We start from the raw sequence: 24682 nt of genomic DNA on the forward strand, positions 1-24682 counted from the left end.
ATGCGCGGGCTGTGAGAACGATCGTGCTGGCCGGGAGCGGCCAGGTCTGGACCAGGCAGGTCTGAAGAAGCTCAGAGAAGGCGCCGCTCGGCCGCCCAGCGGCTCAGCTCATAGCGGTTGGAGAGCTGCAGTTTGCGGAGCACGGCGGAGACGTGGGTCTCCACGGTCTTGATGGAGATGAAGAGCTCCTTCGCCACCTCCTTGTAGCTGTAGCCGCGTGCGATCAGACGCATGACTTCGAGTTCACGCGCCGAGAGGCGATCCAGCTCGTCGTCCGCGATGTCCTCCACCGCGGTCCCGAAGGCGTCCAGCACGAAGCCCGCCAGCCGCGGGGAGAAGACCGCATCGCCGCCGGCGACCCGGTGCACGGCCGCCGTGATCTCCTCCCCGGAGATCGTTTTGGTCACGTACCCGCGAGCGCCCGCCCGGATGACGGACACGACGTCGGACGCGGCGTCGGAGACGCTCAGGGCGAGGAAACGGACCTGGCCCAGGAGGGCGGCGCAGCGGTTGATCACCTCACGGCCGCCCCCGCCCAGACCTCCGGGCAGGTGGACGTCCAGGAGCACGACGTCGGGAACCTCGTGGGTGATCACCTCGACGGCCTGATCCACGGAGCCGGCCTGGCCCACCACCTCGATCGTGTCCCCGAGATCCGCCCGCAGGCCCGACCGGAAGATGGCGTGGTCATCCACGATCACCACGCGGGTGGTGGCGCGGGTATCCGCGGTCGTGCGGGCATCCGCGGCGGGGCTCTGGTCGGTCATGCGTCGTCTCCATTCCGTGGCTGTGGTTTCCGTGCGTCCGGTTTCCGGGAGTCCGTGTCGTCGTGGTCGTGCGCCGCCGCCGGAAGGCTGAGGCGGACCTCCGTGCCGTCCTCGTCGCTGAGGATCACGGCGGTGCCGCCGTGGCGCTGCATGCGGCCGATGATCGACTCCCGCACGCCCATGCGGTCCTCGGGCACGGCGTCCACGTCGAAGCCCGGGCCGCGGTCCTTGATGAAGACGTCCGCCCCGCGCTCCGAGCATTCGAGGTAGACGGACACCGCTCCGCCGCCGTGCCGGACGGCGTTCAGCATCGCTTCGCGCGCCGCCTGGACGAGGGCTTCGTGGCGTTCGCTCATGTCCGCGTCGCCCACGCTGACGACGTCGACGGCGTGGCCGTGCGTGTCCTCCACCTCCGCGGCGGCCGCCTTGATCCGCTCGGCGAGCAGGCCGGCGTCGCGGTTGGTGTCCCCGAAGAGCCAGGTGCGCAGTTCGCGCTCCTGGGCACGGGCGAGGCGCACGACGTCCTGCTCGGACCCGGCGCGGCGCTGGATGAGCGCGAGCGTCTGGAGGACCGAGTCGTGCAGATGGGCCGCGATCTCGGCGCGTTCGGTCTCGCGGATGCGCCCGGCGCGTTCGGCTTCGAAGTCCTTCCAGAACTTCAGCCCCCACGGCAGCAGCACGAGCCCCACCCCGCCCAGCACCGTGACCGAGGCCAGAAGCGCCAGCCAGGTCTGTTCCCACGAACCCGCACCGGACACCATGACCAGCACCCCGGCCATCACGAGGGCCAGTCCGGCCAGGAGCCGTACCCAGCCCCCGGCCTGATTCGCCCGGGTCCGGTCCACGAGATGAGCCCGGCGGGTCTCATCGAGCTGCATCCAGGCGATGGCCGCGCCACCCAGGATCGCCGCCACGGGGATGAGGGTGCCGAGAGGGACGTCGACCCCCAGCTGCCGTGCGACGAGGATCGCGGCGAGCAGGAGCAAGCCCGCTCCCAGCAGCACCTCCTTGCCGTACGGGATGGACCGGCCCTTCCCGTCGCGCGTGCGCAGCCACGGCGGACCCGCGGGCCGCCCTGCGGTCTGCGCACCGGCGTCCTCCGCGGGACCCGGTTCCGCGCCGCTCACGGCGGGGGCGATCGGCGACGCCGGGCGGGCAGCCTTCCGCTGGGCGTCCTCGTCCGCCGTCGGGACCATGGTCCAGAGCCAGCCGTAGAAGACCAGACCCGCGCCGCCCGCGAACGCCGCGATGATCATCCCGAGCCGCACGAACTTCACGGGCCACCCCAGATGCGCGGCCAGCCCGCTGCACACACCGGCGATCATCCGATCGCCACTGCGGACCAGGGGCGGGCGCTGGGCGGCTGTCGTCATGTCGTCCATCCAACCACGGAACAGGGTCTCCCCGGCCGGGCGGACTGGGATCTCAGGGCAGTCTCAGGGACGCTTCAGGGTATCCCCCAGTAGAGGGGCGGGGCTCCGGGACGAGAGGATCGAACCATGAACACGCACAGCACCACACCAGAGGAACCCCGGCAGCCGGCCGGGGCCACGGCCGGGGCCGGTCGGCAGGGGGCGGGCACCTCGCAGGAGGCGCCCGGAACGGCACACACGTCCCAGGACTTCTTCTCCTGGATCCGCAGCCTCGGCATCCGGCGCGGCAGCGACCGCTGGCTCGGCGGTGTCTGCAGTGGACTGGCCGACCGTTTCGGGATCGACCCGCTGATCGTCCGCGGCATCTTCATCGTCCTGGCGGTCTTCGCCGGCATCGGCGTCCTCGCCTACGGCGTCGCCTGGGCCCTGCTGCCCGAACCGGACGGCCGGATCCACGTCCAGGAGGCGGGAGCGGGGCGGTGGAGCGGCGGCATGACCGGCGCGCTCATCACCACCATCATCGGTTTCCCGAGTCTCGGACGCGGCTTCTGGGACTGGGGCTGGAACGGATTGAACGCCCTGTTCTGGACGCTCGTCTGGGTGGGCGCCGCGGCCTTCGGCATCTACTACCTGATTCAGCACAAGCGTGCCAAGGACGCCCAGCGCCACCCGGCGGAGGGTTTCCGGCACACGGACTGGGACACCACCGGCGTTCCGCAGCCGTTCACGGCCGCTGCCGCCGGCACAGCGGCACCCGCCCCGGCGTTCCAGGCCACGACGACGGACCTCCCGGCGCCGCCGCTGCCGTCGCCGTCGCTCGCGGCCCCCTCAGCCACGGCACCGCACCGCGCGACGCCTCCCGCCCAGCCCCGACCTCCGAAGATCCCGCGGCACCGGCAGGGTCCCGGCAGCGCGCTCGTCGCGGTGTTCGTGGGTCTGGCCCTCCTGGTGGGCGGCGCGCTCAAGGCTCTGGACGCGGCCCGGGTCATCGACCTCGGCACGGCCTCCACCGCGGTGGTCCTGGCCAGTGGCGCGGCCGTGCTCGGCCTCGGTGTCCTGATCGCCGGGATCCGCGGGCGGACCTCCGGTTTCCTCGGATTCCTGGCCGTGGTCGGGCTGGTCATCGGAGCGTTCTTCACGATCGCGCCGCGGGCCGAAGGACTGCACTTCCAGAACCGCGACTGGACCCCGGCCGGCGTCGAACAGGCCCGCCAGGGCTTCGACCTCACGGGCGGCAAGGGCACCGTCGATCTGAGCGGCCTGGGCGGCGGGGCGCCCCTGAGCAGCCGCGTCGTGGTCCCGCTGGACGTCACCGCCGGCAGTCTGACCCTGGTGATCCCGGAGAACATCCCCGTGCAGATCCGCACCGACCTCACCTTCGCCTCGCTCGAACAGGACGGCTCGGACACAGGCCATGTGGCCGACAAGGGCACCCGCAGCTACAACGATGGCAAGCCGGGCCAGCCCCTGGTCATCGAACTCGATGGAACCTTCAGCAACATCTCCGTCCAGGAAGGAAGCCTCTGATGAACACCTACGAATCCCCCCGGGACGCGGACCAGGAGAACACCGATGACACCGCAGTCCCCCGCACGGAGACCTTCAGCACGGCGCTTCCCGCGACGCATCGCTTCGACGCCGCCCCGTCCTTCGCGGATGAGGCGCTCGGGGCTCCCGGAGCGGGCAAAGCCCCCTCGGTGGACGACGCCGGCGAGCCTCCTCACAGCGCCCCCTTCGCGGCGGCCACGGCCCCTGCGCCCGACGCCGCACCCTACGTCGCACCAGCAGCCGCACCGCTCACCGCTCCCGCTGCCCCTGCCGCCGTCGCTCCCGAGGAGCGCCGCGGCGGACCCCGCGTCAGCACCATCGTCTGGGGGCTGCTGATCATGGCGCTCGCCGGGCTCCTCATCGTCTCCCGGCTGGGAATCGTGGCGCTGGACGGGACCTACGTCCTGATCGGCCTCATGATCGGGACGGGCGCAGCCCTCGTCCTCGGCGGACTCGTGGCCGCCGCAGCACGGAAGAACCCCGCCGGGCGGGGCACCGACCACCGCCGGACGCCGGGCAACGGCTCCGGCATCGCGTGACAAAGCACGCCTGACACGGAAGGCTAGAGACATGGACAAGTTCTTCAGCATCATCAGGGGCCTCGGCCTGAAGCGTGGACCAGAACGCTGGCTGGGCGGCGTCTGCGGCGGACTCTCCGCCAAGTTCAAGGTGGACGTGGCCTGGATCCGCATCGGCTACCTCCTCTTCTGCCTCCTGCCGGGACCGGCCTTCGTGGTCTACCTGGCGGCGTGGCTCCTCCTGCCGGACACCAAGGACGGCCGCATCATCCTGCAGGGCTTCCTGCAGAACCGCGGCGTCAAGTAACCATCACGTCAGCAGGAAGCTGGTCCGCGGCACAGCCGCGGCGCGACCCGTGACGAGCATGGCCCCCCGTTCATGAACGGGGGGCCATTTGTCATCTGGGTCACAGAAAACCGTAGAATTGCCGTGGGCTCAACGGGGCGCTCTTCAACACTGCTTCATCGACGAAGGGCCTCTGAGCTATGAAAATCGGCATCCTGACCAGCGGCGGCGACTGCCCCGGACTCAACGCCGTCATCCGCGGCGCCGTCCTCAAGGGGATCGCCATCCACGGCCACGAATTCGTGGGCTTCCGTGACGGCTGGCGAGGTGTGGTCGAAGGTGATGTCATCGACATCCCCCGCACCATGGTCCGTGGCATCGCCAAACAGGGCGGCACCATCCTCGGCACCTCCCGCACCAACCCGTTCGAGAACGGCGGCGGCCCGGAGACCATCATGCGTCACATGGAGCGCCTCGGCATCGACGCCATCATCGCGATCGGCGGCGAAGGAACCCTCGCCGCGGCCCGCCGTCTCACGGACGCCGGCCTGAAGATCGTGGGCGTCCCGAAGACCGTCGACAACGACCTCGATGCCACCGATTACACCTTCGGTTTCGACACCGCCGTGCAGATCGCGACCGAGGCCATCGACCGCCTCCGCACCACGGGCGAGTCCCACCACCGCTGCATGATCGCCGAGGTCATGGGCCGCCACGTCGGCTGGATCGCACTGCACGCCGGCATGGCCTCCGGCGCCCACGCCATCCTCATCCCGGAGCAGCAGGTCAGCATCGAGCAGATCTCCGAGTGGGTCACCGAGGCCCACGACCGTGGTCGCGCACCCCTCGTGGTCGTGGCCGAGGGCTTCGTCCCGGAGCATCTCGAGGCGCCCCATTCCGAGCGCGGCCTGGACACCTTCGGCCGTCCGCGCCTCGGCGGCATCGCCGATCAGCTCGCCACCGAGATCGAGGCCCGCACCGGCATCGAGACGCGTGCCACCATCCTGGGCCACATCCAGCGCGGCGGCGTGCCGAGCGCCTTCGACCGCGTGCTCGCCACCCGTCTGGGCATGGCCGCCATCGACTCGGTGGTCGAAGGCCGCTGGGGCACCATGGTCGCGCTCAAGGGCACGGAGATCGAGCACGTCACCTTCGAGAACGCCCTGGGCCGCCTCAAGACCGTGCCGCTGCACCGCTACGAGGAGGCCGCGGTCCTCTTCGGCTGATCGCCGCTCCGGCGGACGGCCGGACTGCAGACACGGAAAAAGGACGACGACGGCGGGTGAGCACCCGCCGTCGTCGTCCTATTTCCGTGTCCCGACTCCGCCCGGTGAGGCACCGCCCCGTGGCCCACCGGGTGCCGCGTCAGTCGGCGGAGACCTTCTCCTGCTCCGGGGCCGGCGCGGTCGCGGCGGGCCGGATGAAGAAGAGCGAGGCCACCGCGGCCACGAGGATCGCGCAGGCCGGCAGCACGATCGACTGCGCCATGGCCGAGGAGAACCCGGCGTGCAGGAACTCGGGCAGGACACCCGTGGCCATCTCGCCGCTCGGGGCTCCCTTGCCGGCCGGGGCCTGCGGGAGTTCCGCGGCCAGGCGTGCCTGGATGAGGGCCGCAATCGCCGCCGAACCGAGCACCGCGCCCACCTGGCGGGTGGAGTTGTAGATGCCCGAACCGGCGCCCGCCTTACGCGGCGGGAGGTTCCGCAGCGCCGTGGCGCTCATCGGCGCCCAGATGCCGGAGCTCGCCACACCCATGATGGCGGCTGGGATCAGGTACATCAGCACCGGGGTGTCCGGCGTGGTGAGGAACGAGTAGATGAACAGGGAGAGCGACATCAGGCCGAAGGCCACGGGGATGATGACCTTGGGATTCATCCGCGGGATCCACTTGCCGACGAACGGCGCCAGGACACCCGAGACCACGGCCGTCGGGGCCATGAGCAGCGCCGACTGGGTGGGGGTCAGGCCACGGACCATCTGGATGTAGAAGATGATCGGCAGCATCATCGAGCTGATGGTGAAGCCCATGAGGCTGATGCCGAGGTTCGCCAGACTGAAGTTGCGGTCCTTGAACAGGTCCAGGGGCATGAGGGGCTCACCGTTGTAGCGGCGCCGGTACACGGACTGCCAGATGACGAAGACCACCAGCACCACGATGCCCGCGGTGATCAGACCCCAGACGGTGATGCCCGCGGTGACGGTGCCCCACTTGTAGCTCTGGCCCTCCTGCAGGCCGAAGACCAGCAGGAACATGCCGACGGCGCTGAGCAGCACCCCGAGCCAGTCGAAGCGGTGCTGATGCCGTTCGAGCTTGGGGACGAAGCGGGCGGCGGCGATGAAACCGACGATGCCCACGGGCACGTTCACGAAGAAGATCCACTCCCAGCCGAGACTGTCCACCAGCAGGCCGCCCAGGAGCGGGCCCACGAGGGTGGCCACACCTGCGGTGGCGCCCCAGAGGGCCATGGCGGAGCCGCGCTCCTCCGGCTTGAAGATGCGGGTGATGACGGCCATGGTCTGCGGGGTCATGAGGGCGGCGCCGAGGCCCTGGACGGCGCGGGCCGCGATCAGCATTCCGACGTCGCCGGCCAGGCCACACCAAAGGCTGGCGAGCGTGAAGACGGCCAGGCCGGTCAGGTAGAGGTTGCGCGGACCGAAGCGGTCACCGAGGCGGCCGGTGATCAGCAGCGGCACGGCGTACGCGAGAAGATAGGCGCTCGTCACCCAGATGACGGCGTTGATGTCGGTGTTCAGGCCTTCCATGATCTTCGGATTGGCCACGTTCACGATGGTGCTGTCCACCAGGATCATGAAGAAGCCGACCACGAGGGACCAGAGAGCGGGCCACGGTCGGGCGATCTGTTCCACGTCGGAACCTTTCGGTGTTGTTGTCGAGTCGGTCGGAAAAGGACGGGAAGCCTGCTCCCCGCCGTCAGGGTCAGGAGGGGACGCTGATGTCCAGGTCCCCGCTGCGGATCTCCGCGACCAGGCCGGTGAGCCAGTCGATCTCCGCTGCGAGCAGATGGTGCTGGTACTTCACATCGAGCCAGAACTGGCGCGGGACCTGGCGCTCCACGGCGCGGGCCTCGGCGGAGCGGTACTCCGCGAGGCGCTCGGACAGTCCGGCGATCCGGGCCTCCAGCCGGTCCACCACCACCTCGCTCGGCAGGTTGTGGCACTCGGCCAGAGCCAGAGGAAAGGGCGGATAGGCGTTCGAGGCATCCCCCAGCAGCACGATGAGGTTCGCTGCCAGGGCGTCCTCCCCCGCCGGGGTGCTGCGGTAGACGGTGCGCTCGGGCCGCTTGCCGTCGCGCTCCACCCCGTCCTCCTCCACGAACCCCTGCTCCTCCAGCCGGGAGACGGCGTGGTAGAGCGTGCCGGGCCGGACCTTCACGGTCCGGTCCTCGCCGCGGAACATCAGCGTCTGGTACATCTCGTACGCGTGCATGGGCTTCTCACGGAGCAGCCCCAGCGCCGCGAGGCTGAGCGGGGTGAGGGAAGGAGAGGTCATGGAGTGCGGTTCCTTCCGGGATGGTGGCGCGGCGGGCGGACCGGAACGCCCCGAGGTGGCACGGGGCTGGTCGATGCCAGCAACCATCATTCCACACCGATTATTCCACGTGGAATAGTCTGACGCGTGAGATGGCTCTCGTCAGGCGTTGTGCCGGACGGCGCGGCCGGGGCTCAGCGAGGAGTGCGAAGGAAGCCGCTCTGGCGGCCGACCACCTGGCCGGCCTCGGGGGCGACGATCACTTCCTGCGCCGCGGCGTAGGTCTCCTCCACCGGGTTGCCGTCGGGGTCCTGCGACCCGGTCGCGTCGACGACGCTCAGCACGGCCGTGGGATCGACGTTGCGCTTGATCAGGGCCAGGGCGATCGGCCCCATCTCGTGGTGCTGCGCCACGCTGCTGAGGCGGCCCACCGTGCGTCCGTCCAGGACCACGGGGCTGTCCAGCGAAGGAAGCGTGTGCTGCGAGCCGTCGAGCTGGAGCAGCACGAGACGCCGCGGAGGATGCCCCAGATTGTGCACCCGGGCGATGGTCTCCTGGCCTTTGTAGCAGCCCTTGGACAGGTGGACGGCCGTGCGGATCAGATCCAGCTCATGGGGAATGGCGCGGTTGTCCGTCTCGAATCCCTGCCGGGGACGCCACGCCGCGATCCGGAGCGCTTCGACGGCCATCATTCCGGCCGGCTCGAGGCCTGCGGTCCGCTCGGCGAGCTCCGCCTGGGGGACGAGCCATTCGCGCCACGGACGGTCGCGGCCCGGGTGCTGTTCGACGTCGACGGCGGCGTAGGAGTAGCCGCCTTCCGTCACCTCGGGCCAGGGGTCCTGCCAGGACAGGAGACCTTCGAAGGCGGGCACCGGTCCGGTGCTCCCGACCACGGCCCAGTCCGCGCTGACGTCCTGCACCTCCACGCGCAGCATGAAGCGCATGCGGTCCAGGAACGCGGCCAGCGGCTCGGCGAGGCCGGGCTCCACGATGAGCCATGCTGTCGTGCCGTCATCGACCAGGCGGATGTCGAAATCGATCCTGCCCTGCAGGTCGAGGAGGAGAAGCTGCGTGGAGGAGCCCTCCGCGAGGCCGTTCAGGCGCTGCGAGGACAGGGTGTCCAGCCAGGAGAGCCGGTCGGGGCCGCTGACCGTCACCACGCCAAGATGCGAAAGGTCCGCGACGGCGCGGCCTGCGGCCAGGGCCCGCTGTTCCTTGAGCGGCTGCCCGTAGTGGGCGGCGACCGGGCTGTCCACGCCGGCTCCCGCCACGGCTGAAGGGCGCGACAACAGAGGGCTTGTGTACTCCATACAGGGTGCAACCTTCCCGGGGTGGGAGCTATTCCGCGTCCGAGGCGTCCCGGGCGGGGAGAGTCAGGTGAGCTTGCTGAGGATGGCCGAGGCGTGGGCTTCCAGGCCGCCGTTGCCCTCCGCGGAGTCACCCGAGGACTTGCCCTGCGAGACGTCCCAGCGCCAGAGCAGCTTGCCGTCCACCAGGCCGAAGATGCGGGTCGCCGCCGAGTAGTCCTTGGAGTGGCTGCCCCGCATGACCATGTCGGTGCTCAGCTGGATCTGCGGCCCCTTGATCTGACCGTAGTACAGCTCCGAGATGCCGCCGGGGTGGGCGATCGAGACGGAGATGTCGAAGCCGCCGTCGTCGTTGCGCAGCGCCTCCACGTCATCCGCCGTCTTGAGCGCGGGGACCATGTCGGCCGGAAGCATGCCGGGGCCGCCGTCGGCGTCCACGAGCTTGCGCTCCAGAGCCCAGAAGCCCATCTCCACGGTGAGAGGACGCAGGATGGTCCCCTCGTCATCGCAGAGCCAGCTCTCGGCACGGTACTGCAGATACGGCAGACCGTTGTGGGCGAAGGTGGCGCGCTGCACGAAGTGCTCGGAGCCCTCTTCACCCGTGCCGAGACGGCCTCGGCCTTCCCACTCCCCGATCAACCAGGAGAGAGGGACCAGCTCAGGCGTCAGGTCACTGGGGATCTCGACGGGCACGGCTTACTTCTGGCCCTTGAAGAGGCGGTACACCACCAGGCCGGCGAACCAGGCCATCGCGATGCTCGCGACGCCGAGGAGGACCAGGAAGAAGATTTCAAATGCAAGGACGGACATGACTTCATCCTAACGGTTAAACGAGCAGGAGCTTGCCGAGGAAATACGCCACGCTGCCGAGGGCGAGCACCGGTCCCAGACCGAGCGCCACGGCGCCCACCAGGGAGGCGCTGTGGACCCGGAAGGTGATGAGCCGGCGGAAGCTGACCACGAGGACCGCCGCGGCCAGGCCGAGAGCGGCGCTGGGCAGCATGGACACGTGTGGATTGAACCAGCCGACCAGCGGACCGACGAGCACGGCCAGCACGATGCCGAGCGGCGCCACGATGCTGTCCGGCCAGCGGATGAGGCCCACGCACACCGCGACGGCGGCGCACACCACCACGATCACGAGCATCTCGCGCAGGCCGCCCAGGCGCACATTGGCCACCCAGCCCGCCGCGAGCGCGGACAGCACCACGCCGCCGCTCGCTCCGAAGGTCGATTCGAGACGCTGAGGCTGGCCCGTGCCGCGGATCAGCTCCACGAGCATGACGGCCATGATCCCCAGCGCGATGAGCGGAGCCGCCCAGGCCAGGAACCCCGGACCGGGCGAGACCGCCGCGCCGAGCACCGAGAGCGCTCCGACCGCGGCGATGATGCCGCCGAGGGTCTTGCGCGCCGGAATGCCGAGGTAGTGGGGCCAGGCCAGGCCGAAGACGACGGCAAGGACGGCGCAGATCACGGCGTGGGTGGTGGGGCCGAGCCAGGGTGAGACGCCGAGGACGGCGAGCACCACGAGGGATGCCAGACCCACCGTGCGGTATCCGTGCCCCGTCGAGAAGAAGCCCCCGGCGCGGCCGGAACCCGCACGGGAGGCGCCGTGGCCCAGGAGGGCGAATCCGGCGTCGTCGTTCTTGGAAGGTTCAGCGGCTGGGCTCACACAGCCATCCTCCCCCATCCGGAGCTTTCACGCCCATCCCCGCACGGCGCCAGCCCGCCGCCCCGTCCACATTGTGACGGGAATAACTCGATGCGGGGGCCGACTCGATATACTGGGTCATCAGGCTCGACGACGCGCTCCAGATCCTTGGAGGGGACAATGTCGCAACTCTTGTTACTGACCAACAGCACCGATTCGTCGGTGGACATCCTGCCTGCGCTCGAACTGCTCAATCACCGGGTGCACATCCTCCCGGCGGAGCCGACGGCGCTGCTGGAGACCGATCCGTGCGACATCATCTTCCTCGATGCCCGGAAAGACCTGGTCGGGTCCCGCTCCCTCACCAAACTTCTCAAGGCCACGGGCCTCTCCGTGCCCCTGCTGCTCATCCTCACCGAGGGCGGCATGGCGGCGATCTCCTCCCAGTGGGCCGTGGACGACGTCGTCCTCGAATCCGCCGGCCCCGCCGAGGTGGAGGCCCGCATCCGACTGGCCCTGGCCCGGGGGCGCAGCGCCGAGGAGGAGGCGGACACGGAGATCCGCGCGTCCGGCGTCGTGATCGACGAGGCCAGCTACACCGCCCGCATCAACGGCGAGGCGCTCAACCTGACCTTCAAGGAGTTCGAGCTCCTCAAGTACCTCGCGCAGCACCCCGGGCGCGTCTTCACCCGTCAGCAGCTCCTCACCGAAGTGTGGGGCTACGACTACTACGGCGGCACCCGCACCGTGGACGTCCACGTCCGGCGCCTGCGCGCCAAGCTGGGCCCGGACCACGAGACGCTGATCGGCACGGTCCGCAACGTGGGCTACCGCCTCACCATGACCCGCGAGCAGGACGAGCAGCACGCCCAGGCCTGACATCCGGGACGCGCCCGCGCGGCCGGTACTAGCCTTGGTGACATGACTAGCGCTAACGCCTCCCACTGGCCGGTCCACCGTCACCTGGCGCCGCTCGACGCCGCAGTCCTCGCCGAGACCGCACAGCTCCTGAAAGCGTCCTCCGCGGCGGACGGAACCCCGAGCGTCTCCGAGCAGTCCCTCATCGCCCTGCGCACCGGCGGCAACGACGGTCAGCAGGTGGAGGCGTACCTGGTCTACTCCCCGGAGGACCCCTTCGCCGAGGAGGAGTCCGCGCGCGACGCCGTCCTGGCGGGCTTCGCGGTGCTCGTCACCACCGGGGACGACGCCGTCCTCGAGATGGCCGTGCACCCCGGCTACCGCAACATCGGGGTCGGCCTCCGCCTGGCCGGACAGCTGCAGGCGAGCCGCGGAACACTCGACGGCATCCAGGCCTGGTCCCACGGCGACGCCGCCGCGGCCGAGGACCTCGCCGCGCAGTTCGGCTTCACCCGGGTGCGCGAACTGTGGCGGATGCGCCTGAGCACCCCGTCCGCGGTCTCCCCCGTCGACGACGGCGCCCTCCCGGAAGGCTTCACGCTCCGCACCTTCGTGCCCGGCCAGGACGAGGACGCCTGGCTCGACGCGAACGCGCGGGCTTTCGCGCATCACCCCGAACAGGGCGCCCTGACGCTGCGGGACCTCCAGGAACGCCAGGCCGAGCCGTGGTTCGATCCCGAAGGGTTCTTCCTCATCCTCGACCGGCAGGACCGCATCGCCGGCTATCACTGGACCAAGCTGGAACCCGCCCACGACGGCCACGGCCCCCAGGGCGAGGTGTACGTGGTGGGCGTCGTCCCGGAAGCGCAGGGGAAGGGCCTGGGGAAGGTCCTCACGCGGCGCGGGATCACGCACCTCCGAGACCGGGGAGCGGCCACCGTGCTGCTCTACGTCGAGGCGGACAACGCCCCGGCCGTGCGGCTCTACGAAAGCCTCGGATTCACCCATTGGGACAGCGACGTCATGTACCGGAAAAACCCGGCTTCCTGACCGTTTCCGTTCTGTAAGGTTGAGGTGGATCGACTGCGGTTTAAGGAGTGTGGCATGAGCAGCGACAACAAGGGTTCCACGGGGACCGTGAGCAGGCTCTCCCAGCGTTTCGGTTCGTCCGAGGTCAACGCCGCCCGCGCGACGCAGGACCGGATCGAGCTTCCGGAGTTCCAGGAGCCGAGCCTCCTGCCGGACGGCGACATCAGCCCGGACCGTTTCCTCGACCGCGAGCTGTCCTGGCTGAAGTTCAACGCCCGCGTGCTGGAACTCGCCGAGGACCCGGATCTGTTCCTGCTGGAACGGGTCAACTTCCTCTCCATCTTCGCGTCCAACCTGGACGAGTTCTTCATGGTCCGCGTGGCCGGCCTCAAGCGCCGCATCGCCACGGGCCTGGCCGTGCCGTCCCCCGCCGGGCTGAGCCCCGTGGAGGTCCTCGAGCAGATCAGCGAGGCCGCCACCGCCCTGCAGGAGCGCCATGCCCGGGTCTTCGCCGAGCAGATCCGACCGGCCCTCGCCTACGAGCACATCCACCTCATGCACTGGGACGAGCTGGACCACGAGGCTCAGCACCGGGTCAGCACGATGTTCACGGAGAAGGTCTTCCCGATCCTGACCCCTCTGGCCGTGGACCCGGCCCACCCGTTCCCCTACATCTCCGGACTGTCCCTGAACCTGGCCGTGGTGGTGCGCAACCCCGTGAGCCAGAAGGAGCTCTTCGCCCGCGTGAAGGTGCCGGACCAGTTGCCGCGTCTGATCGCCGTCGACGGCCCGCGTGCCGGCGCCGTGCCCGGCCGCGTGGCGCGCTTCATCACACTGGAAGAGGTCATCGCGGTGCACCTCGATCAGCTCTTCCCGGGCATGGAGGTCGTGGAGCACCACACCTTCCGCGTGACCCGTAACGAGGACGTGGAGGTCGAAGAGGACGACGCCGAGAACCTTCTCCAGGCCCTCGAGAAGGAACTGCTGCGCCGCCGTTTCGGTCCTCCGGTCCGCCTCGAGGTCACCACGGACATCAACCCCGCCGTGCGGGAACTCCTGGTGCGTGAACTCAGCATCGACGAATCCGAAGTGGTCGCGGTCCCGGCGCCGCTGGATCTCCGCGGGCTCTCGGTCATCGCGGGGATCGACCGCGCCGATCTGCACTACCCGAAGCAGGTCCCGCACACCTCGCGGTACCTGAACGAGTCCGAGACCTCCAAGGCGGCGAACGTGTTCGCGGCCATGCGCCGTCGTGACATCCTCCTGCACCACCCGTACGACTCCTTCTCCACCTCCGTGCAGGCCTTCCTGGAGCAGGCCGCGGCGGACCCCAAGGTCCAGGCCATCAAGCAGACCCTGTACCGCACGAGTGGCGACTCCCCGATCGTGGATGCGCTGATCGACGCGGCCGAAGCCGGCAAGCAGGTCCTGGCCCTCGTGGAGATCAAGGCCCGCTTCGACGAGCAGGCCAACATCTCCTGGGCCCGCAAGCTCGAGCAGGCCGGCGTGCACGTGGTGTACGGCATCGTGGGCCTGAAGACGCACTGCAAGCTCTCCCTGGTGGTCCGGCAGGAGTCGGACGGCATCCGCCGCTACTGCCACATCGGCACGGGCAACTACCACCCCCGCACGGCCCGGTACTACGAAGACCTGGGCCTGCTGACCGCGAACCACCAGGTGGGCGAGGACCTGTCGAAGCTGTTCAACCAGCTGTCCGGCTACGCCCCCAAGTCGACGTTCAAGCGTCTGCTCGTGGCCCCGCGCTCCGTGCGCAGCGGCCTGATCGAACGCATCGACCAGGAAATCGCCAACGCCCGGGCCGGGAAGAAGGCCAAGGTCCAGATCAAGGTCAACTCCATGGTGGACGAGGCGATCATCGACTCCCTGTACCGCGCTTCCCAGGCCGGGGTGGAGGTCAACGTGATCGTGCGCGGCATCTGCTCCCTGCGCCCCGGCGTGCCCGGACTGAGCGAGAACATCACGGTCCGGTCCATCCTGGGCCGCTTCCTGGAGCACTCGCGGGTCTTCACCTTCGCCAACGACGGTGACCCCGTGGTCTACATCGGCTCCGCCGACATGATGCACCGCAACTTGGACCGCCGCGTCGAGGCCCTGGTGCAGCTGACCAATCAGGATGACATCCAGGAACTGCTGGACCTCATGAACCGCTACGTCGATCCGGGCACCTCCAGCTGGCACCTGGACAGCGACGGCGAGTGGGAACGCCACCACGTCGGCGAGGACGGCAAGCCCCTCCTGGACATCCAGTCGTGGCTGCTCGCCTCCCGCGCCCGCCAGCGCACGGGGTCCCTCCGCTGATGCCCGCAGCACGTGCCGACGCACTGGTCGCCGACCAGTCCGAACATCCCGGCGAGAAGATCGCGGTCGTCGCCGCGGGCGGCCTCCCCTGGCGTGTCACCCGTGGCGCGCTCGAGGTGCTGCTGATCCACCGCCCGCGCTATGACGACTGGTCCTGGCCGAAGGGGAAGCTCGACGACGGCGAGACGGTGCCGGAGTGCGGCGCGCGGGAGATCTTCGAGGAGATCGGCCTGACCGCCGGCCTGGGAATCCCCCTGCCGAGCATCCACTACCGTGTGGCGTCCGGCCTGAAAGTGGTGCATTACTGGGCCGTCAACGCCCAGAACGCCAAGGTCAAGCAGGACGGCAAGGAAGTGGACAGCCTCCTGTGGTGCTCGCCGGAACGCGCGGCGGAACTTCTCAGCAATCCCTCCGACCGCGCGCCGCTCGCCGCCCTGGTGTCGGCTTTCGAGTCCGACACGCTGGACACCTGGCCCCTCGTGATCGTGCGCCATGCCAAAGCGAAGCCCCGCGCGTCCTGGACGAAGGGCGAGGGAGACCGGACCCTGGCCGCCTCGGGCCTCCGCCAGGCCCAGGCCGTGCGGCGGCTCCTGGCCGTGTGGGGTCCGGAGCGGATCGTCAGCAGCCCGTGGAAACGCTGCATCTCCACCATCGCGCCCTATGTGAAGGCGACGAAGGCGAAGGTGAAGCTCGTGGACGCCCTGACGGAGCACAGCCACGAGCGCAAACCCCAGAAGACGGCGGCCGCCATCGAGGCGGTCTTCGACAAGGGTGTGCCCGCCGCCGTGTGCGTGCACCGGCCCACCCTCCCGACCATCCTGGAGCAGGTCTCCAGGCACATGAAAGCGCCGCTCGCCCAGAGCCTGCCCTCCCGGGATCCGTACCTGGCCCCGGGTGAGGTGCTCGTCCTCCACGTGGGCAAGGACTCCCGGTCCCGCGTGGTCGCGGTGGAGCAGTACCGGCCTTTCGACGACTGAAGGATCGACTGATGACTGAAAACGCAGCACCCGAGCCGATCGGCTTCGGCATCGCCGAACTGGCCTTCCTGCTGAGCAGCTTCGAAGGGCCGGGCCACGATCGCTCCGTCGAAGCACTCGACGCCGCGGCGTGGGCCGCCGACCCGACCCTCTCCGAGGTGGGGGTGTCCGGCCTTGCGGCCCGCGGCTTCGTGCAGCCCGAGGGTGACGGCCTGGGCATCAGCGGCGCGGCATCCGCCGTCGCGCACGTGCTGGGCGGCGGACGGCTGTGGATCACGCTGCAGGTCAGCGCGGGCGAGGACGCCTCCACCCGCCTGGTGATGGTGGAGGCCGAGGGCATGCGCATGCTGTTCCAGCCCGGCATCCTGAGCACGTGGTTCGCCACCCCGCTGCCGGAGGAGCTGACCGCCGCGCAGACCGCCGTGTCCATCCTGCATCAGCACGCCGACGAGAACCCGGGCAGCCAGGCGACCGTCACCGTCAGCACCCAGGAGCGCAACAGCTCCTACGCCGTCACCCGCGACGCCGAGGGCTGGCGCTTCGCCGGGATCTCCGCCGACGGCGCAGAGGAGCCTGTCGGTGGGCTCGGTCCCGCTGAGGTGGCCGCCCTTCTCGAGGCCGCCGCGCTCTGAGTTCCTCCCGCCTTCCCGCGAGGGAACAGCTGACGCCTCTTCCCGCCGCGGAAGAGGGCGTCAGCTGTTCCCTCGCGGCGATTAAGGGGGATACATGCTCTTGACACCTCCCGTTTTGTATCAAACACTTGATACAAAATTGGGGGTTTGAGATGAGCATTCCGTACGAGCTGACGCCTTACGTTCCATTCGGCATGGCCCTGGCCGGCGCCGTCATCCTGTTCCTGCTGCTGCGCCGGATGGTGTCAGCCGGCCCGCACGGGGCGACGCAGGCCACCGCCGCCCGGCATTCACTCACCGTGGGGGTGCTCGGCTGGATGGCCAGTTCGCTGGCCGGAGCCTCGACGTTCTGGGAGATCCAGCAGGCGCAGTTCAGCCCCGCGCCCGCACCGTGGATGCTCTTCGTCCCGGTCCTGCTGGTCCTCGGCATCCACGCCCTCGGCCAGTGGAGCTATCCGGGCGACCGGCGGTCCGTGCGGACCGCGGACATCCAGCCCCGACGGCTGATCGATTTCCTTCCCAAGCCGCTCACAGCCGTCACGGCGCTGGTGTTCCTGATCAGCCAGCTCATGATCCTCGCGACGCTCGGCTTCGCCGAGATGGCGCCGCGCGATGACCCCTCCCCCTACGCCGTGCCGAATCCCGGCCGGCTCCCCGGCGTCGAGGTCGCGGCCTCGCTGGGCGGCGCGTGGCTCGTGCTCGCCGCCGGCACGGTCGCGGTGCTCCTGTTGATCACCCACCGTCACCAGTTGCCGGGACTGACCCGCCGGGAGAACTCCTACCTGCGGACCCTGTCCATGAATCGGCTGCTGCGGACCTCGGCCACCATCGCGTCCGGGCTGGGGGCGATTGGCGCAGGGTTCGCCGGGATGAAGGTGCCGGGCTTCGGGACCGCCTCGTGGATCGAACCCGGGTCGGCCTTCAACGTCCTGGTCCTCCTCGTGATGTGGCGCTGGCCTATCCCCTTCTTCCGGCCGGTGTCCGACCCGAGGCCCACCGACCCGGCGCTGCGGTGGCACCGTCTCGCGGTGGTGCCGGCCGTGCCGTTCGGGCTCGTCACCCTCCTCGTCCTCGTCTCGTCGATCGGACTGAACGGGGCGGGACTGCATTCGATCGTGATCGTCCTGTCGACCGGGGTCCTGTTCGTGCTCTGGGTGCTCTGGTGCACGCGGAAGATCTCCCAGGATCCCCGGATGGCGCAAAACCCCCTGGCAGCCCAGACGCACCTGGCTTCCCCGACCCACCTGGCGGCGCAGCGCGTCCGTTTGCCGTTCCCCCGCGCCTCGACCCTGACCGTGGCCGCCCTCTGCGGCATCACCGTCCTCGTCGCGCTGGCGAGCGTGCTGTGGAACGTCGCGTCCTCCGAGGGAGATCACAGCGAGATCGCCACCCCGGCCATCATCGTGTGCGGTCTCGGCTCGCTCCTGATCATCGTCCTGACGCTGCTGACCGGGCGCCGGATCGCCATCCGCACCCTCACCTCGGTGCTGCCCGCCACCCTCCGCCTGGACCGCGAGGCCGTCACCCAGGAGCGCTGGCAGCGGCTGACCCTGTGGAGCGGCGCCATCCTGCTCTGCGTCTCCGCCTTCCTGCTCTTCCAGATCAGGCTCCCCGTGGAGATCACGGGACGGACGGAGGAGGGCGGCGTGGCCACCGCCATCCTCGGCTTCGCCCAGCTGGCCGGCACCGTGCTGATCCTCCTGGCCGTGCTGCTCTGGTCACTCAGCGCCGTCGACCCGGTCCCCGAGCCGGAGGACGCGGTTCATGTCCCGGAACCCCACCACGTATGAACGCCCGGATCGAGATCCACCTCGACTCCCCCGTGCCCCCGTTCGAGCAGGTGCGGGCGCAATTCGAGGCGATGATCCGGAACGGCGCCCTGGCGGACGGGGCCAGGCTCCCCACGGTCCGGGCCCTGGCCGGGGACCTGGGCCTTGCGGCCGGGACGGTCGCGCGCGCGTACCGGGAACTCGAGGGGGCGGGGCTGATCCGGACGGCACGGCGCTCGGGAAGCACCGTCGTCGCGCCGCCGCGCGGGTCCGGGGCGCCGCATCAGGCCGGCGAGACTCCCGTGCTTCCTGCGCCGGTGGCCGCCGCGCTGGAGGAGCTGCTCGCCGTCGCGCGCCGTCACGGGGTCGGTCCCGAGACCCTGAGCCGCGCCATCCACAGGAGCGGCCAGGACCCTCCGTCCCCTGCGCCTCGCCCGCTAGACTGAACCCATGAGCATCCCCACGCCTTATGAGGACCTGCTGCGTGACGTCATGGATCATGGCACCCACAAATCGGACCGGACCGGCACGGGGACGCGGAGCGTTTTCGGGCGCCAGATCCGCTTCGACCTGTCCGAGGGTTTCCCGCTGATCACTACGAAGCGTGTGCACTTCAAATCCCTCGCCCTGGAGCTCCTCTGGTTCCTGCGCGGCGACTCGAACGTGCGCTGGCTGCAGGAGCGCGGCGTCACCATCTGGGATGAATGGGCGGACGACGACGGCGAACTCGGCCCCGTCTACGGCGTGCAGTGGCGCTCGTGGCCGACCCCGGAAGGTAACCACGTGGACCAGATCGCCGAACTGGTGGCGAACCTGAAGTCGAACCCAGACTCACGCCGCCACATCGTCTCCGCGTGGAACGTCGCGGAGATCTCGAACATGGCGCTGCCCCCGTGCCACGCGTTCTTCCAGTTCTACGTGGCCGACGGCAAACTGTCCTGCCAGCTGTACCAGCGCTCCGCGGACATGTTCCTCGGGGTTCCGTTCAACATCGCGTCCTACGCCCTGCTGACCCACATGATCGCCCAGCAGGCCGGCCTCGACGTGGGCGACTTCGTCTGGACCGGCGGCGACTGCCATGTCTACGACAACCACGTTGAGCAGGTGGAACTCCAGCTCAGCCGCGAAGCCCTCCCGTATCCGACACTGCACATCAAGCGCGCCCCGGAGAGCATCTTCGACTACGAGTTCGAGGACTTCGAAGTGGTCGACTACCAGCACCACCCGGGCATCAAGGCCCCGGTGGCCGTATGAGCGGCGACGGGCTCACGGCTTTCGCGGACCGCATCCGCGGCGGGCTCCAGGGTACCGGCATGATCTGGGCCCAGACCGCCAACGGCGTGATCGGCAATGCCGGGACCATGCCGTGGCACGTCCCGGAGGACCTCAAACACTTCAGCTCCATGACCTCGAGCCGGCCCGTGATCATGGGCCGCCGGACCTGGGAGTCCTTCCCCGCGAAGTTCCGTCCCCTTCCTGGCCGCACCAACATCGTGGTGACCCGGAACGAGGACTGGGCGGGGACGCCCGAGGCGGAGGGCGCCGTCGTCGTGCCGTCACTGGAGGCGGCCTTCGCGGAGGCCGGGGACGGGCTCCGCTGGGTGATCGGCGGCGGTCAGATCTACCAGCAGTCCCTGCCGGAGGCCGACTTCGCGGTCATCACGGTGATCGACTCCGACGCCGACGGCGACACCCACGCTCCCGAGCTGCCGGACACGTGGCGGCGCACCGCCGTCGAACCCGAGCCGGCAGAAGACGGCGCCGAGCGCTGGCTGACCTCTTCGAACGGCACCCGCTACCGCTTCACCCTCTGGGAACGCGCCTGAGGCGCGCACACCATCCCCGCATTCTGAAAAGGCCCGCATGAAACACCTTCTGACCCGCTCCGACGTCCTCTTCGTGCTCGGGTACATGCTCTTCCCGCTGCTCGGTCTCGTGACCGCCGTCCTGGGCCTCTTCATGATCCTGGGTGGCAACCGGATCCCCGGAGTGATCGTTCTGGTGGTGGTCACTCAGGTGTTCGTGTTCGGCTCCTGGTGGGCCGTGAAGAAGCGCCGCACCGCCCTGGCCGAGGAGGCCTCCCAGCCGGAATGAGCCGATGGGGAGTGCTCCCCATCGCTCGCCGACGGGCATCCGGGATACTCTCGCTGGTGGATGAACATGACAGAGGGCGACAGGAGTCCTGATGGGAAGCACGGTGTGGGGCGCGGATGTCGCGCAGCTGCGCACTCTGGCGCAGACCTTCGGTAAGGCATCGGAGAATCTGCTCCAGCAGTCGAGCCAGCTGGGCCAGAGCATCAACAGCGCACAGGCATGGCAAGGCCCGGACGCGGTCCGGTTCAAGTCGGAGTGGAACAGCAGTCACCGCACGGTGCTGATGAACGCGGCGTCGGCGCTCAAGAAGCAGTCGCGCTTCCTGCTCACGCAGGCCGACGAGCAGGAGACGGCGTCGAACGCGGCCCACGGGTCCGGCGGCGGCCCTATGCCGGGAGGTCCGGGCGGGCGGGCCGGGTGGCAACGGCGGCGGTGGACCGTTCGACTGGCTGAATCAAGGATCCGATTTTCGCGATATCTGGGGCCTTCGCGGCAAGATCAAGGCGCCTTTCGATCTCGTGAAGAACAGCATGGGCCTCTACATGGCTTGGAAGAACGGCATGCCGAGCCCGAAGGACTTCTCCGCCTGGTCGTCGTTGATCGGCAAGCTGCCGGCACGGAGCGTCCCTTACAACCTGCTCGATTCGGCGACCGACATCCTTGGCCTGAAGAACCTCCAGAAGTACGTGCCTGAGCTCAACAAATTCTCCGGGGTCTTCAAGGAGAGCGAACTGTTCTTCAAAGGCAAGGGGCAGGTTCTGGAGGCCCTGGGCAAGGGCGGCCTGGGCAGAGCGCTCGGCTGGGCCGGCGTCGGCCTGAATGCCTATGACACGGTCAACAACATCTCGAAGGGCGAATACGGAGACGCGGCGATCTCCGGTGCAAAGACCGCGCTCGCCGTGGGTTCCTTCCTGCCGCCTCCGGCAGGTACCGTGTGCATGGTGGCCAGCGCTGCGTGGGCCGTGTACGACATCCCGGTAGTCAAGGACTTCGTTAACGGCGCAGTCTCACACACAGTTGATGCTGTAGCCGACGCAGGCAAGGCTGTAGGCAAGGGACTTGTGGATGCCGGCAAGAGCGTGACGAAATTCTTGGGTTTCGGGTGAGCGCGCTGCTGACTGCAATAAGCCATGACCACGTACGATGACCGATGAGGAGCACCCTTGACATCCACCGATGAGAGAATGGCCCCCACCTACAGCGGATTCGGATACAGCGAGCTCGCATACATCCTCCGCTCCTTTGACACCCCGTCTTCAGCGCGCTCAGTTGAAGTGCTCCGCATGCAGGACGAAGTATCCGATGACGCCCTGTGTATGGCGGGAGCGTCTTCTCTTCTGGCCCACGATTACGCCAGCTACTCCGATGGCACCGAGTTCCTGGTGCCTGCGGCTCCGGTGGCGTATGCCTTGGCCAATGCCACTATCTGGACGCAGATCGAACTGCTGACTGCAGAGACCAACGACACCGTGGTGCATGTCGAATCCGATGACGTCTCCATGCTCATGCAGCCGCGGATGCTGATGTCGTGGTTCATCTTCCCGCAGAACCCTACGCTGGACGGCTCCGAAGCAGTGTTGAGCGTGCTCGAGGAGCATATCCGGCAGCATCCCAGCGGCACGGCCATGCTGCGAACTTTCGGGCTCACCGAGGAGAAACACCTTCTGATACGCCGTGATGGCGAGAGCTGGACAACCGCGGTGGTTCCCGACCCCTCGAAGGATGCCGTGGAGACTACAGGCCTGGATCGAGTCGCGTTCCTGAAGAAGATCCGCGTCACGCGGGAATTCTGATGGTCCGTCGCCCGGGACCTTGGGAGCGGCGCGCCCGTGAAGATGCCCTTTCCCGGGGGCTCACCCGTGAGGAGTACGGCGTCTATAAGGGCGACTTCGGCACACCGATCAAGCCCGTGACCTCGGTGGGTGGGCTGCTGATCATCGCGGTCGCCTGCACGATCCTGTCGGTGGTCGTCATATTCGCGGTGGTCATGAGTATTGTCGCACCAGGGTCTAGCCCCGGCAGCCGCTTCCAGCCGTCTCTCATCCTATGCGTGCTGATCACGGTGGCCGTCACGGCAACCGCGTGGGGGTACTTCCTTAAGGAGCACCAAGCATCACGCCTCCGTCGCTCCCGAGGCAAGTCCCTGAGTTCGCTACGCTCTGAACCACAAGACCAACCGATGAATGTTGGGCCACACGTCCTACCGGGTACCCCGCCAACTCGGGCGCGTAGACCTTCTCCGGCGGGCTTGATACTCGGAGGAGCACTGCTCGTCATTGGCGGCGGCCTTGGAATAGTCGTCCTTGTCCGATCTCTCACGATTCTCCTCGGCGGTGACACTCTCGAGCTTCTTTGGACCGGTCTGTGGCTTGCCGCACTGGCATGTTTCTTGATGCTCGCCGGGATCGCGGGGATTCGCAGAGCCCGTGACCGAACTGCTGCGTTCCGACGAGAAAATAGATAACCATGGAAGTCATCCTCGGAGCAGGAATCGTTGTCCTGGTACTCTCGGGCCTATCGGTGATCTGGACGCTCCGCGACCGACGCAGGCGCCGTCTCAATCCGCCCCGCCGACGTGGAGCGCAGCAACGGTCAGACGAGCCCACCCGTTACGACGGTTTGGGCCACAACGATGCTCCGAGCTCGCACACCTGACTTCTTGTAGCCCCTCTGGATTACCGAATCGGTGACTCCGGCGCCCTTGTGGTGTTTCGGCGCCCCCATGGGGGCGCCGAAACACCACAAGGGCGCCGACGCGGCCGGGGCCGACTCCCGGAGGCCCGCTCGCCCTCCGCGCCGCCCGCCGTCGCGCGCTTCCGGGCCGTTCCCAACACCCATGTGACGTAACCGGCGGAAACGCGGGCGTCTTTCCCCGTAAAATCAGGTCATGACTAACGCAGCCGTGCCTTCCGTAGGTTTTGTCGGGTGGCGTGGCATGGTCGGTTCCGTCCTCATGCAGCGCATGCAGGAAGAGCATGACTTTGCCAGCCTGAACCCCGTCTTCTTCTCCACCTCCAACGCAGGTGGTGCCGCCCCGTCCTTCGCGGAGGGCGCCGGCACGCTGGAAGACGCGTTCGACATCGACACCCTGGCGAAGCTGCCGATCATCGTCACCGCTCAGGGCGGGGACTACACGAAGCAGGTCCACACCGCGCTGCGCTCGCGCGGCTGGGACGGCCTGTGGATCGACGCCGCCTCCACGCTGCGCATGAACGACGACTCGATCATCGTCCTGGACCCCATCAACCGTGACGTCATCGACCGGGGGCTGGCATCCGGGGTGAAGGACTTCATCGGCGGCAACTGCACCGTGTCCTGCATGCTCATGGGCCTGGGCGGCCTGTTCAAGAACAACCTGGTCGAGTGGGGCACCTCCATGACGTACCAGGCGGCCTCGGGCGGCGGCGCACGGCACATGCGAGAGCTGCTCAACCAGTTCGGCACCCTGAATGCCGAGGTCAGCAGCGAACTGCAGGACCCGGCGTCGGCGATCCTGGAGATCGACCGCAAGGTGCTCGCCCACCAGCGCGACGGCGTCGACGCCGCCCAATTCGGTGTTCCGCTCGCGGGCTCGCTCATCCCCTGGATCGACTCGGACCTCGGCAACGGCCAGAGCCGCGAGGAGTGGAAGGCCGGGGTGGAGACCAACAAGATCCTCGGCACCACCGACGCGGACCGCATCATCATGGACGGTCTCTGCGTGCGCATCGGCGCCATGCGCTCCCACTCGCAGGCGCTCACCCTCAAGCTCCGCGAGGACCTCTCCGTCGGGGAGATCGAGAAGATCATCGACGCCGACAACGAGTGGGCCACGGTCGTGCCCAACGTCAAGGAGGCGTCCATGAACGACCTCACCCCCGTCGCCGCCTCCGGCACGCTGAACATCCCGGTCGGCCGCATCCGCAAAATGGAGATGGGCCCGGAGTACATCAGCGCCTTCACCGTGGGTGACCAGCTCCTCTGGGGCGCCGCCGAACCGCTGCGCCGCATGGTCAGCATCGCGACCGGCCGCCTCTGACAGCTCCGGCTTCCCGGCGTCTCCGGAAGGCGCGGATTCCTGCGGG

General features: G+C 68.7%; 24 protein-coding genes. 17 read left to right on the plus strand and 7 right to left on the minus strand.

Annotation, left to right across the window (positions count from 1 at the left end):
• Positions 1 to 71: 71 nt before the first annotated feature.
• The gene (locus QFZ52_RS11875; RefSeq protein WP_307497790.1) at positions 72 to 767 is read right to left on the minus strand and encodes a LuxR C-terminal-related transcriptional regulator; all 696 of its coding nucleotides are present in this window, start codon (positions 765 to 767) and stop codon (positions 72 to 74) included.
• The gene (locus QFZ52_RS11880; protein WP_307497791.1) at positions 764 to 2140 is read right to left on the minus strand and encodes an ATP-binding protein; all 1377 of its coding nucleotides are present in this window, start codon (positions 2138 to 2140) and stop codon (positions 764 to 766) included. The genes QFZ52_RS11875 and QFZ52_RS11880 overlap by 4 nt, the downstream gene beginning before the upstream one ends.
• 126 nt (positions 2141 to 2266) lie before the next feature.
• Between QFZ52_RS11880 and QFZ52_RS11885 the strand changes: the two genes are divergently transcribed.
• From QFZ52_RS11885 to QFZ52_RS11900, 4 genes are all read left to right on the plus strand, one after another.
• Complete coding sequence (locus tag QFZ52_RS11885; protein WP_307497792.1) at positions 2267 to 3667, plus strand: PspC domain-containing protein; 1401 nt, start codon at positions 2267 to 2269, stop codon at positions 3665 to 3667.
• A complete protein-coding gene (locus tag QFZ52_RS11890; RefSeq protein ID WP_307497793.1) occupies positions 3667 to 4227 on the plus strand; it encodes a hypothetical protein in 561 nt (186 codons plus the stop codon). Before QFZ52_RS11885 ends, QFZ52_RS11890 begins: the two co-directional genes overlap by 1 nt.
• 31 nt (positions 4228 to 4258) lie before the next feature.
• Positions 4259 to 4513: a PspC domain-containing protein gene (locus tag QFZ52_RS11895; protein ID WP_278267095.1), complete on the plus strand. Its 255-nt coding sequence runs from the start codon at positions 4259 to 4261 to the stop codon at positions 4511 to 4513.
• Between the two features lie 179 nt (positions 4514 to 4692).
• The gene (locus tag QFZ52_RS11900) at positions 4693 to 5718 is read left to right on the plus strand and encodes a 6-phosphofructokinase (RefSeq protein WP_307497794.1); all 1026 of its coding nucleotides are present in this window, start codon (positions 4693 to 4695) and stop codon (positions 5716 to 5718) included.
• A 139-nt stretch (positions 5719 to 5857) separates the two neighbouring features.
• Here the strand turns inward: QFZ52_RS11900 and QFZ52_RS11905 are convergent, their stop codons facing one another.
• From QFZ52_RS11905 to QFZ52_RS11925, 5 genes are all read right to left on the minus strand, one after another.
• Positions 5858 to 7360 (minus strand): DHA2 family efflux MFS transporter permease subunit, encoded by a 1503-nt coding sequence (locus tag QFZ52_RS11905; RefSeq protein ID WP_307497795.1) that lies wholly within the window; start codon positions 7358 to 7360, stop codon positions 5858 to 5860.
• A 70-nt stretch (positions 7361 to 7430) separates the two neighbouring features.
• Positions 7431 to 8003: a PadR family transcriptional regulator gene (locus QFZ52_RS11910; protein WP_307497797.1), complete on the minus strand. Its 573-nt coding sequence runs from the start codon at positions 8001 to 8003 to the stop codon at positions 7431 to 7433.
• Between the two features lie 173 nt (positions 8004 to 8176).
• Positions 8177 to 9292: a CAF17-like 4Fe-4S cluster assembly/insertion protein YgfZ gene (gene ygfZ / locus QFZ52_RS11915; RefSeq protein WP_307497798.1), complete on the minus strand. Its 1116-nt coding sequence runs from the start codon at positions 9290 to 9292 to the stop codon at positions 8177 to 8179.
• Positions 9293 to 9355: 63 nt separating this feature from the next.
• Positions 9356 to 9982 carry an FABP family protein gene (locus QFZ52_RS11920; RefSeq protein WP_307497799.1) on the minus strand — a complete coding sequence of 209 codons (627 nt, stop codon included), beginning with the start codon at positions 9980 to 9982 and terminating at the stop codon, positions 9356 to 9358.
• Positions 9983 to 10115: 133 nt separating this feature from the next.
• Positions 10116 to 10961 carry a permease gene (locus QFZ52_RS11925; RefSeq protein ID WP_307497801.1) on the minus strand — a complete coding sequence of 282 codons (846 nt, stop codon included), beginning with the start codon at positions 10959 to 10961 and terminating at the stop codon, positions 10116 to 10118.
• Positions 10962 to 11120: 159 nt separating this feature from the next.
• On the opposite strand from QFZ52_RS11925, the gene QFZ52_RS11930 reads away from it, so the two are divergent.
• From QFZ52_RS11930 to asd, 13 genes are all read left to right on the plus strand, one after another.
• Positions 11121 to 11819, plus strand: a complete 699-nt coding sequence (locus tag QFZ52_RS11930; protein WP_066211624.1) for a winged helix-turn-helix transcriptional regulator — start codon at positions 11121 to 11123, stop codon at positions 11817 to 11819.
• 42 nt (positions 11820 to 11861) lie between these two features.
• Complete coding sequence (mshD, locus tag QFZ52_RS11935) at positions 11862 to 12848, plus strand: mycothiol synthase (protein WP_307497802.1); 987 nt, start codon at positions 11862 to 11864, stop codon at positions 12846 to 12848.
• Positions 12849 to 12902: 54 nt separating this feature from the next.
• A complete protein-coding gene (locus tag QFZ52_RS11940) occupies positions 12903 to 15146 on the plus strand; it encodes an RNA degradosome polyphosphate kinase (RefSeq protein WP_307497804.1) in 2244 nt (747 codons plus the stop codon).
• A complete protein-coding gene (locus QFZ52_RS11945; RefSeq protein ID WP_307497805.1) occupies positions 15146 to 16123 on the plus strand; it encodes an NUDIX hydrolase in 978 nt (325 codons plus the stop codon). The genes QFZ52_RS11940 and QFZ52_RS11945 overlap by 1 nt, the downstream gene beginning before the upstream one ends.
• A gap of 11 nt (positions 16124 to 16134) precedes the next feature.
• Positions 16135 to 16755 (plus strand): hypothetical protein, encoded by a 621-nt coding sequence (locus QFZ52_RS11950; RefSeq protein ID WP_307497806.1) that lies wholly within the window; start codon positions 16135 to 16137, stop codon positions 16753 to 16755.
• A gap of 152 nt (positions 16756 to 16907) precedes the next feature.
• Positions 16908 to 18545 carry a hypothetical protein gene (locus QFZ52_RS11955; protein ID WP_307497808.1) on the plus strand — a complete coding sequence of 546 codons (1638 nt, stop codon included), beginning with the start codon at positions 16908 to 16910 and terminating at the stop codon, positions 18543 to 18545.
• Positions 18542 to 18970, plus strand: coding sequence for a GntR family transcriptional regulator (locus tag QFZ52_RS11960; protein ID WP_307497809.1), 429 nt, complete (start codon positions 18542 to 18544; stop codon positions 18968 to 18970). The genes QFZ52_RS11955 and QFZ52_RS11960 overlap by 4 nt, the downstream gene beginning before the upstream one ends.
• A gap of 4 nt (positions 18971 to 18974) precedes the next feature.
• Complete coding sequence (locus QFZ52_RS11965) at positions 18975 to 19778, plus strand: thymidylate synthase (protein WP_307497810.1); 804 nt, start codon at positions 18975 to 18977, stop codon at positions 19776 to 19778.
• Complete coding sequence (locus QFZ52_RS11970; protein WP_307497811.1) at positions 19775 to 20350, plus strand: dihydrofolate reductase; 576 nt, start codon at positions 19775 to 19777, stop codon at positions 20348 to 20350. The genes QFZ52_RS11965 and QFZ52_RS11970 overlap by 4 nt, the downstream gene beginning before the upstream one ends.
• Positions 20351 to 20387: 37 nt before the next feature.
• Positions 20388 to 20618, plus strand: coding sequence for an NF038396 family protein (locus tag QFZ52_RS11975; protein WP_307497812.1), 231 nt, complete (start codon positions 20388 to 20390; stop codon positions 20616 to 20618).
• 518 nt (positions 20619 to 21136) lie between these two features.
• Positions 21137 to 21724, plus strand: a complete 588-nt coding sequence (locus QFZ52_RS11980) for a hypothetical protein (RefSeq protein ID WP_307497814.1) — start codon at positions 21137 to 21139, stop codon at positions 21722 to 21724.
• 57 nt (positions 21725 to 21781) lie between these two features.
• The gene (locus QFZ52_RS11985) at positions 21782 to 22411 is read left to right on the plus strand and encodes a hypothetical protein (RefSeq protein ID WP_307497815.1); all 630 of its coding nucleotides are present in this window, start codon (positions 21782 to 21784) and stop codon (positions 22409 to 22411) included.
• Between the two features lie 1094 nt (positions 22412 to 23505).
• Positions 23506 to 24636, plus strand: coding sequence for an aspartate-semialdehyde dehydrogenase (gene asd / locus QFZ52_RS11990; protein WP_307497816.1), 1131 nt, complete (start codon positions 23506 to 23508; stop codon positions 24634 to 24636).
• Positions 24637 to 24682: the final 46 nt, after the last annotated feature.

It is taken from the genome of Arthrobacter woluwensis, from assembly GCF_030816155.1.
Classification (GTDB): Bacteria; Actinomycetota; Actinomycetes; order Actinomycetales; family Micrococcaceae; genus Arthrobacter_E; species Arthrobacter_E woluwensis_A.